The organism is Streptomyces niveus, assembly GCF_001723055.1.
Taxonomy (GTDB): Bacteria; Actinomycetota; Actinomycetes; order Streptomycetales; family Streptomycetaceae; genus Streptomyces; species Streptomyces niveus.
Genome location: NZ_MDCR01000164.1, coordinates 1 through 9,090 on the forward strand (window position 1 = coordinate 1; position 9,090 = coordinate 9,090).

Annotated in this window: 11 protein-coding genes; 8 read left to right on the forward strand and 3 right to left on the reverse strand. The window is 71.4% G+C overall.

Translation table 11 applies throughout. The annotated features are described in order from the left end of the window. The 4 genes from BHU15_RS20230 to BHU15_RS20245 form a co-directional block, all read left to right on the forward strand. On the forward strand, positions 1-469 hold a 469-nt coding region (locus tag BHU15_RS20230), incomplete at its 5' end, for a flavodoxin-dependent (E)-4-hydroxy-3-methylbut-2-enyl-diphosphate synthase (RefSeq protein WP_171908400.1). Positions 470-746: 277 nt separating this feature from the next. Further along, complete coding sequence (locus BHU15_RS20235) at positions 747-1,589, forward strand: GNAT family N-acetyltransferase (protein ID WP_069628495.1); 843 nt, start codon at positions 747-749, stop codon at positions 1,587-1,589. A gap of 15 nt (positions 1,590-1,604) precedes the next feature. Then, positions 1,605-2,180 carry a GNAT family N-acetyltransferase gene (locus BHU15_RS20240; protein WP_069628488.1) on the forward strand — a complete coding sequence of 192 codons (576 nt, stop codon included), beginning with the start codon at positions 1,605-1,607 and terminating at the stop codon, positions 2,178-2,180. A gap of 94 nt (positions 2,181-2,274) precedes the next feature. Continuing rightward, on the forward strand, positions 2,275-3,978 hold the full coding sequence (locus tag BHU15_RS20245; protein ID WP_069628489.1) for a proline--tRNA ligase: 1,704 nt from the start codon (positions 2,275-2,277) through the stop codon (positions 3,976-3,978). Positions 3,979-4,188: 210 nt separating this feature from the next. On the opposite strand, the gene BHU15_RS20250 is transcribed toward BHU15_RS20245, so the two are convergent. The 3 genes from BHU15_RS20250 to BHU15_RS20260 are packed head-to-tail and all read right to left on the reverse strand — an operon-like array spanning position 4,189 to position 6,082. Beyond that, positions 4,189-5,085, reverse strand: a complete 897-nt coding sequence (locus BHU15_RS20250) for an aminoglycoside phosphotransferase family protein (RefSeq protein ID WP_069628490.1) — start codon at positions 5,083-5,085, stop codon at positions 4,189-4,191. A 32-nt stretch (positions 5,086-5,117) separates the two neighbouring features. Then, positions 5,118-5,543 (reverse strand): ferritin-like domain-containing protein, encoded by a 426-nt coding sequence (locus BHU15_RS20255; RefSeq protein WP_069628491.1) that lies wholly within the window; start codon positions 5,541-5,543, stop codon positions 5,118-5,120. Then, positions 5,540-6,082, reverse strand: a complete 543-nt coding sequence (locus BHU15_RS20260; protein ID WP_435897056.1) for a hypothetical protein — start codon at positions 6,080-6,082, stop codon at positions 5,540-5,542. The genes BHU15_RS20255 and BHU15_RS20260 overlap by 4 nt, the downstream gene beginning before the upstream one ends. A 195-nt stretch (positions 6,083-6,277) precedes the next feature. Here BHU15_RS20260 and rimP point away from each other — a divergent pair, with 195 nt between their 5' ends. The 4 genes from rimP to BHU15_RS38430 form a co-directional block, all read left to right on the forward strand. Further along, the gene (gene rimP, locus BHU15_RS20265) at positions 6,278-6,790 is read left to right on the forward strand and encodes a ribosome maturation factor RimP (RefSeq protein ID WP_069628493.1); all 513 of its coding nucleotides are present in this window, start codon (positions 6,278-6,280) and stop codon (positions 6,788-6,790) included. Between the two features lie 2 nt (positions 6,791-6,792). Beyond that, complete coding sequence (gene nusA, locus BHU15_RS20270; RefSeq protein WP_069628494.1) at positions 6,793-7,863, forward strand: transcription termination factor NusA; 1,071 nt, start codon at positions 6,793-6,795, stop codon at positions 7,861-7,863. A gap of 299 nt (positions 7,864-8,162) precedes the next feature. Beyond that, positions 8,163-8,513 carry a YlxR family protein gene (locus BHU15_RS38425; RefSeq protein WP_078494172.1) on the forward strand — a complete coding sequence of 117 codons (351 nt, stop codon included), beginning with the start codon at positions 8,163-8,165 and terminating at the stop codon, positions 8,511-8,513. Between the two features lie 77 nt (positions 8,514-8,590). Next, a partial coding sequence (locus BHU15_RS38430; protein WP_171908401.1) for a translation initiation factor IF-2 N-terminal domain-containing protein occupies positions 8,591-9,090 on the forward strand: 500 nt, incomplete at its 3' end.

Below are 9,090 nucleotides of genomic sequence, written 5' to 3' on the forward strand. Positions count from 1 at the left end.
GTCCGCCGTCGCGTTCGGGGCGCTTTTGAGCGAGGGGATCGGGGACACGATCCGGGTCTCCCTGTCGGCGCCGCCGGCGGAGGAGGTCAAGGTCGGTATCCAGATCCTGGAGTCGCTGAACCTGAAGCAGCGCCGCCTGGAGATCGTGTCCTGCCCGTCCTGTGGTCGTGCGCAGGTGGATGTGTACAAGCTGGCGGACCAGGTGACCGCGGGCCTGGAGGGCATGGAGGTCCCGCTGCGGGTCGCGGTGATGGGCTGCGTCGTCAACGGTCCGGGCGAGGCGCGCGAGGCGGACCTGGGTGTGGCGTCGGGCAACGGCAAGGGCCAGATCTTCGTCAAGGGCGAGGTCATCAAGACGGTCCCCGAATCCAAGATCGTCGAGACCCTCATCGAAGAAGCCATGAAGATCGCCGAACAGATGGAGAAAGACGGCATCGCCTCGGGCGAGCCCCAGGTCTCCATCAGCTGACCACCGGTGATCGGTCGGTGATCGATCGGACCGGTGGGCGGTCGTCCGCCCCAGGTGCCTCGGAGCCGTATGCCGGACGTGCCCGTACGCCGTATGTGGCCGTACGTCGCACATCCGACCGGCCTCCGCGCCGTCCGCCCCCCCCGCTTCGGTACGGGCCCCGCACCCCACGCCTCAGGGCGTCCGGGGAGCGGGGTCCTTCCGTGTGCGCGGCAGGCCACAGAAGTGGCGGGTACAGTGCGGAGAATCAGCAGACGTACGGTGAGGCCCTCTCGTGTTGACGCAGACCACCACTCGGGTCCTCGACCCAGGCGAACTCGGCGCCGCGCTCGCCATTCTTGAGAGTGAGCCCGTCGCCAACGCGTTCGTGGCGTCCCGCGTCCAGGCGGCGGGACTCGACCCCTGGCGCCTCGGCGGCGAGATGTGGGGCTGGTACGCGGACGGGCGGCTGCGCTCGCTGTGCTACTCCGGCGCCAACCTGGTGCCGATCTGCGCGTCCCCCGAGGCCGTACGGGCCTTCGCGGACCGCGCCCGCCGGACGGGGCGACGCTGTTCGTCGATCGTCGGCCCCGCCGAACCCACAGCCCTCCTCTGGCGGCTTCTGGAGCCCAACTGGGGCCCCGCCCGCGAGGTTCGAGCGAACCAGCCGCTCATGGTCACCGAGCGGGTGCCCGACACGGTGCGGCCGGACCCTCTCGTACGCCGCATCCGTAAGGAGGAGCTGGAGACGATCATGCCGGCGTGCGTGGCGATGTTCACCGAGGAGGTCGGCGTCTCACCGCTGGCCGGCGACGGCGGGCTGCTCTACCAGGCGCGCGTGGCCGAACTCGTAGGAGCGGGGCGGTCGTTCGCCCGGATCGACGACGGCAAGGTGATCTTCAAGGCCGAGATCGGCGCGGCCACGTCGCACGCGTGCCAGATCCAGGGCGTCTGGGTGGCCCCGGAGTTCCGCGGCCAGGGCCTCTCGGAGAGCGGCATGGCGGCCGTCGTACGGTACGCGCTCGCCGACGTCGCCCCCGTCGTCAGCCTCTACGTGAACGACTACAACACCCCGGCCCGCGCCTCCTACCGACGCGTCGGCTTCCGCGAGGTGGGCGCTTTCATGAGCGTCCTCTTCTGAAAGTAGGGTTCGGCCATGCCGAGCGTGCCGAGCTTCCCCGGGAGCGACTCCCAGATCCCCGACGTACACGTCGGGCCGATCGATCTCGCGGCGCGCGTGGACGAGGCGCTGGCTGTACAGGCGCTCGCCTTCGGGCTGAGCGAGGGCGAGATCGGTGTACGGCGCCAGATCGTGCTGCGGCATCTCCTCGCTCCCGGTGCGCGCGCGTACGGGGCGGTCACGGCGCGGGGGCGGCTCGCGGGGTTCGTCTACGGCATGCCGAACGACCGCTCCCACTGGTGGTCCACGGTCGTAGAGCCGTATCTGCGCGCCGAGGGCTGCGACGACTGGCTCGACGACTCATTCGTGATCACCGAGCTGCATGTCCACCCCGCGTACCAGGGCCGGGGCATCGGACGCACGCTGATCACCACCATCACGGATGTCGCGCGACAGCCCCGCTCGATCCTCTCCGCGATCGACACCGAGAGCCCCGCCCGCGGCCTCTACCGCACCCTCGGATACCAGGACCTGGCCCGCCAGGTCCTGTTCCCCAGCGCCGCCAAGCCGTACGCCGTGATGGGCGCCCCGCTTCCGCTGCGGCGGCGCTGAGCGCCGTACGGCGCGGGATTACTGATTTCCGCCTGCCGGTGTGCCCCGGATAACCTCCTGCCAACACCCGAGAAGAAACGCAGGAGTGCTCCCCATGTCCCAGGTCCAGCGCATGTCCCGTTTGATGGCCAAGACACTGCGCGACGACCCGGCGGACGCGGAGACCCTCAGCCACAAGCTTCTGGTCCGTGCCGGGTACGTACGCCGCACCTCCGCCGGCCTCTGGAGCTGGCTGCCCCTCGGTAAGAAGGTGCTCGACAACATCTCGCGCGTCGTGCGCGAGGAGATGGACGCCATCGGGGCGCAGGAAGTACTGCTGCCGGCGCTGCTTCCCAAGGAGCCCTACGAGGCGAGCGGTCGCTGGGACGAGTACGGCGACCTCCTCTTCCGTCTCAAGGACCGCAAGGGCGGCGAGTACCTGCTCGGCCCGACGCACGAAGAGATCTTCACCCTGGTCGTCAAGGACCAGTGCACGTCCTACAAGGACCTGCCGGTGATGCTCTACCAGATCCAGACGAAGTACCGGGACGAGGCCCGCCCTCGCTCCGGCGTGCTGCGCGGCCGTGAGTTCCAGATGAAGGACTCGTACTCCTTCGACACCACGGACGAGGGTCTCGCCGAGTCGTACGCGCTCCACCGCGTGGCGTACCAGAAGATCTTCGCGCGCCTCGGACTCGACTACCGCATCGTCTCCGCCATCTCCGGTGCGATGGGCGGCTCGGCGTCCGAGGAGTTCCTGGCCCCGGCCGCCGCGGGCGAGGACACCTTCGTCGACTGCCCCAACGGCGACTACGCCGCCAACACCGAGGCCGTCACCTTCGCCCTCACCCCCGTCGACGGGGCGGCGCACGGGGCGCTGGAGGAGCTGGACACCCCCGACACCCCGACCATCGAGACGCTGGCGGCGTTCCTGGGCGTGCCCGCCTCGGCGACGCTGAAGAACCTGCTGGTGAAGGTCGACGGCGAGATCACCGCCGTCGGCGTCCCCGGCGACCGCGAGGTCGACCTCGGCAAGCTCGGTGAGCACCTGGCGCCCGCCGTCGTGGAGCTGGTGACAGCCGAGGACTTCGAGGGCCGGCCCGAGCTGGTACGCGGCTACGTCGGCCCCCAGGGACTGAAGGTCCGCTACATCGCCGACCCCCGCGTGGCGCCCGGCACCGCCTGGGTCACCGGCGCGAACAAGGCCGACACCCACGCCCGCAACGTCGTCTGCGGACGCGACTTCGAGGTCGACGAATACCTCGACGTCGTGGTCGTCGAGGAGGGCGACCCCTGCCCCGTGTGCGGCGCCGGGCTGAAGCTGGGGCGCGCCATCGAGATCGGTCACATCTTCCAGCTGGGCCGCAAGTACGCCGACACCTTCCAGCTCGACGTGCTCGGTCAGCAGGGCAAGCCGGTGCGGGTGACCATGGGCTCGTACGGCATCGGCGTCTCCCGCGCCGTCGCCGCGCTCGCGGAGCAGACCGCCGACGAGCAGGGACTGTGCTGGCCCCGTGAGATCGCCCCGGCGGACGTGCACGTCGTCGCGGCGGGCAAGGCGCTCCAGACGGAGCTGGCGGTCGACGTCGCGGAGCAGCTGGCTGCGGCGGGGCTGCGGGTGCTGGTCGACGAGCGCGCCGGTGTCTCGCCGGGTGTGAAGTTCACGGACGCGGAGCTGATCGGCGTGCCGCAGATCCTGGTCGCGGGGCGCCGTTCGGCCGAGGGCGTGCTGGAGCTGAAGGACCGCCGCACGGGGGAGCGCGAGGAACTCACCGTCGCCGAGGCGATCGAGCGGCTGACGGCCACCGTCACCGCCTGAGGCTCGGCGCCGCCCTTCGGCGCCGGACACGGCGGCAGGTGTGCGCGTACGACGGCGTACGAGGGAGTGTGGAGCGGGCGGGCCGGATCCGGGTGACGGGGCGGCCCGCCCGCCCCGTGGCCGCGCTCCCGCCGCCCCGTGAAGCGCCCTGCCGAGGAGGAGCCGCCGCCCGGCGGGCGGTGCGAGCCGCCGTGGCGCGGACCGGGCCCACTACAGCCAGTCGGCGAACTCCAGCAACAGTTCCCCGTCTTGGCGGCGTCCGGCCTCCAGCGCGCGTACTCCCGACTCCACCGCGCGGAAGAGCGTCCAGCCACGCAGGCGCTCGCGGTCGATGTCCAGCGAGTCGGCCAGCTTGTTCACGCGGCGTCGTGTCGCGGACGCGCCGGACGCCGCCGCGACGAGGTCCTCCACCCGGTCACGTACCAGCCGCGCCAGGTCGTACGCACGCTCACCCACCACGGGCACGGGGCCGACCGCGAGCCACGGTGCCCGGTCGCCCGACAGCACCTTGCCCTGGCGGAAGGCGCCGTGGAGCAGCATCAGCTCCGCCGGCCCGGCCGCGAGCAGTTCCTCGCGTGCGTCGAGCGCCGCCGAGACGAGCGGAACGACCTGCGGGTCCGTCGAACGCCGCATCGCCTGTGCCTGCCCCGCCGTCCGCTCGGCGACCGTCTCGAAGCCGTGATCGGCGACGGGCTCGACCCACAACTTCCGCACCGTTCCCGCCGCTTCGAGCAGTGCCTTGGCCTCGGGCAGGGAGCGCAGCGACGTCTCGGTGTGGAGCCGTTCAAGAAGCAGCGCGCCGTCGGAGCCCGAGATGAGCTCCACGCTGCCCCAGCCCTTCCACTGCGTCAGCGCCGCGCTCTCCGCCTCCGGGGCGGCGAACGGGGGGACCACCTTGAGCGCGGCCGGGGCACCGTCGGGGCGCCGTACGAGCACCACGAGGCTGCTCCCGCCGCCCGGCGCCACCACCCGCTCGACCGTCAACTCCCGCCGCTCCAGCGCCTCCTGGGCAATCACGGGCAGCCGTCCGAGCCACTCTCCGGCGACGGACTCCCCGTACGTCTCGCTCAGGGTGCGCACCAGCCGCTGCGGCGGTTCGAAAGCCATACGTGCCTAGATCCCTTTCGGAGCGAGCGGGCTCACAGACGCTCGGCGAGCCCAGGAAAGGCTACGCCGCTGCCCCGCCAGCGCACCGCCCGCACCGCCGCCTCGCGCAGAGCCCCCGCCGCGTCCTGACGCAGCGGCCCCTCGGCGGCCCGTACGAGGTCGGAGTAGACCCCCGCGATCCGGTCCTCTATGTCGGTGGCGAGCCGTACGGCGGCGGCCGAGTCGGGCACCTCGAACGGCAGCGCGTACGCCGCGGCCGCCGCGAGCGGCTTCCCGCCGAGGTCGCGCACCGTACGCGCGAGAATGTCGCGCCGGGCACGGTGCGCGTCGTAGGCGTTCGTGGCCTCCGGGCGACGCTCGTCGCCCACCCGGCCGCCGACGACGCCGTATCCGTACACCGCCGCGTGCTCCGCGGCGAGAGCGGCCTGAGCGGCGTCCAGCGCACGGTCCTCGCTCACGAGGAGGATCCTTTCGTCAGCAGGTACGCGTGGGCGGCGCCGGCCGCCGCGAGGGACGCCAGCAGCCGGGCCAGCTCGGGCGGCGCGTGCACCAGCGCCTCGGCGTGCGCGTCGGCGCTGCGGCGCTCCGCCGCGGCCAGCTCCCTGACAGCCTTTCCGGGGTCGGCGGGCACGAACGGCGTCGGCCCCGCGCCCCCTACGTCCCCCACAGGCGCCCCGTCAGGCGGCGCGGACGCCGATGCGGACTCCGACGGTGAGGGCTTGGGCTTCCCCGACTCGTCCTTCTTCTTAGGAGGCGGTGGCGACAGGGCGGTCACATGCAGCGCCACGGAGTCCCGCAGGGGCGTCAGCCGCGTCGCCTGATCCGGATGCAGCTCAAGCACCGCGTCGTACTGTCGCAGGAGTTCACGGCTGGTACGGGTGGACCTCACCCGTAGCGCCTTCTCCGCCCTGACGGCCGCCGCGGTCCCCGGCTCGTCGGCCCCGTCGTCGTCCCCACCGGAGCAGGCGGTCAGCAAACCCCCCGCGGTGGCCCCCACCGCCTTGAGAGCACCCCTCCGTGTCGTCCCCGTGCGCCTCACGCGTGTCTCCCTCGGGCCTCGCAGTGATCACCGCAGGCGAGCGTACCTGCGGGTCACTCGCAGGTGGACGGCAACACCCCCCGCGACCGGATACCCTTTGCCTGACACGCGACGATCCCACAACAGCACACACGCGGCCGAGGAGTCACCCGGATGAGCACCACCCACAGCGAGAGGCTGCGCGGACTGCTGGAACCGCTCGTCAGCGAGAAGGGCCTGGATCTCGAAGAGATCGAGGTGTCCCGGGCGGGCAGGCGTCGTGTGCTGAGGATCGTGGTCGACTCCGACGACGGCGTGGACTTGGACGCGTGTGCCGAGCTGAGCCGCACCATCTCCACGACTCTCGACGAGACGGACGTGATGGGCGAGGACGAGTACCAGCTCGAAGTCACCTCCCCAGGAGCCGACCGCCCGCTGACCGAGCGCCGTCACTACGAACGCGCCGTCGGCCGGCTGGCGAAGATCCAGCTCCACGAGGGCGATGGAGACGGCGGCGGCGAATTCGTGGCCCGCATTCTCGCGGTGGACGAGGAGGGGCTCGACCTCGAAGTGCCGGGCGTGAAGGGGCGCAAGCCCACCGCCCGCCGCGTCGAGTTCGCGTCGATCGCCAAGGCGCGCGTCGAGCTGGAGTTCAACCGCAAGGACAAGAAGGAAGAGGAGGCGTAGCCATGGACATCGACGTAAAGCTCCTGAAGGGCTTGGCACAAGAGAAGGAGATCCCCTTCGACCTGTTGGTCGAGGCGATCGAATCCGCCCTCCTCATCGCCTACCACCGCACCGAGGGAAGCCGCCGTCTCGCCCGCGTCGTGCTCAGTCGCGACAACGGTCATGTAACGGTGTGGGCCAAGGAGGACGCGTCGGAGCTGGAGGAGGGCCAGGAGCCGAAGGAGTTCGACGACACCCCGTCGGACTTCGGCCGTATCGCCGCCACCACGGCGCGGCAGGTCATCCAGCAGCGGCTGCGGGACGCCGAGAACGACGTCACCTTCGGTGAGTACGCGCGCCGTGAGGGCGACGTCGTCGCCGGCCAGGTCCAGCAGGGCAAGGACCCCAGGAACGTCCTCGTACGTCTGGACGACAAGCTGGAGGCCATCCTCCCGGTGCAGGAGCAGGTGCCGGGCGAGGAGTACACGCACGGTCTGCGGCTGCGTACCTTCGTCGTCCGCGTCGCCAAGGGCGTACGGGGCCCGTCGGTGACCCTGTCGCGCACGCACCCCAACCTCGTCAAGAAGCTCTTCGAGCTGGAGGTGCCGGAGATCGCGGACGGCTCCGTGGAGATCTGCGCGATCGCCCGTGAGGCGGGCCACCGTACGAAGATCGCCGTACGGTCCACCCGTTCCGGCCTCAACCCCAAGGGCGCCTGCATCGGCCCCATGGGGTCGCGGGTGCGCAACGTCATGGCGGAGCTGCACGGCGAGAAGATCGACATCGTCGACTGGTCGGACGACCCGGCCGAGATGGTCGCCAACGCCCTGTCGCCGGCCCGGGTCAGCAAGGTCGAGGTCGTCGACCTCGGTGCCCGTTCCGCGCGGGTGACGGTGCCCGACTACCAGCTGTCGCTGGCGATCGGCAAGGAGGGGCAGAACGCCCGCCTCGCCGCCCGCCTCACCGGCTGGCGCATCGACATCCGGCCCGACACGGAGCAGACCGACGGCGCGGACGGCGGGAACGGTGCGGACAGGGCGCAGGACAACGGGGCCGGCACGGGGCCCCGGTCGTCCCGCGACGACCGGGGCTGATCCGGCGGCGGTACGGGGCGGGCGTACGCGACCCGGGTGGAGCGACGGTGACTTTCGCGGCCACCACCGTGGGTCGCCCCCGACGTACCCGCCGACCGCACCGTATCCGGCCATCGATGGCCACTCGTCGGCCACCGGCGGTCGCGGCCGACCCCCGGCGATCAACTCCGCCCGGGGCCCGCGACGTGCGGCGACGTGGGACGACGCACCGCACGGAGATCAACCGAGTCTTTTTGGCCAGCAGGCGTTCGACCCTTGCCCCAAAGGGGTGAGGGCGGCGCGGGGAGGTAGACTTGAGCATGTCTGGCCGGACGCACGCCCGCGCCTGCCCTGAGCGAACCTGCGTGGGATGCCGGGAGCGAGCGGCCAAGAGCGATCTGCTGCGCATCGTGGTGGTCGAGGGTGCTTGCCTCCCTGATCCACGCGGTACGCTGCCCGGCCGGGGCGCTTATGTACACCCCGCCTCGTTCTGTCTCGATCAGGCGGTTCGCCGCCGGGCGTTTCCCCGGGCCTTCAGGGTCAAGGGACCGCTCGACAGTACGGAACTGCTGCTCCATGTCGAGCAGACAGCAATGCACGAAGACGTACGGCACGGAACCCCGTGCGATTCAGGTACCTCGCGAGTTGGAAGTAGGTCGAGATTGCGATGAGCACTCGATGAGTACGCGATGAGTACGCCCATGAAGTAGCGACGGTCCGGCGGTAACCCGGACCTAAAAGGAGCGAAGTGGCTAAGGTCCGGGTATACGAACTCGCCAAGGAGTTCGGCGTGGAGAGCAAGGTCGTCATGGCCAAGCTCCAAGAACTCGGTGAATTCGTCCGTTCGGCGTCGTCGACGATCGAGGCGCCGGTTGTACGCAAATTGACTGACGCTTTGCAGGGCCCCGGCGGCAACGCCGCCAAGCCCGCAGCGAAGCCCGGGGCGCCTCGTAAGGCGAGCCCCGCCAAGCCCGCCGCGCCCTCCCCGGCGCAGGCGGCACGTCCGGCTGCTCCCAAGCCCGGTGTCCCGGCCCCCAAGCCGGCCGCCGCCGAGGCCCCGCAGAGCAGCACCCCCTCCTCTCCGGCTCCGGCCGCGACGCCCGCCTCCGGCCCGCGTCCCGGTCCGAAGCCCGCGGCGGCGAAGCCCGCACCGGCTCCGGTGCCCGCGGCCGAGTTCTCGGCCCCGGCTCCGGCCCAGCCGCAGGCGCCGCAGTCCCCCGCGGCTCCGCGCTCCGGCGGGACCACCGG

Coding starts and splice junctions, on each gene's coding strand:
- rimP (WP_069628493.1), top strand. CDS start 6,278: ATGAGCACCACCCACAGCGAGAGGCTGCGCGGACTGCTGGAACCGCTC.
- nusA (WP_069628494.1), top strand. CDS start 6,793: ATGGACATCGACGTAAAGCTCCTGAAGGGCTTGGCACAAGAGAAGGAG.
- BHU15_RS20240 (WP_069628488.1), top strand. CDS start 1,605: ATGCCGAGCGTGCCGAGCTTCCCCGGGAGCGACTCCCAGATCCCCGAC.
- BHU15_RS20250 (WP_069628490.1), bottom strand. CDS start 5,085: ATGGCTTTCGAACCGCCGCAGCGGCTGGTGCGCACCCTGAGCGAGACG.
- BHU15_RS38425 (WP_078494172.1), top strand. CDS start 8,163: ATGTCTGGCCGGACGCACGCCCGCGCCTGCCCTGAGCGAACCTGCGTG.
- BHU15_RS20245 (WP_069628489.1), top strand. CDS start 2,275: ATGTCCCAGGTCCAGCGCATGTCCCGTTTGATGGCCAAGACACTGCGC.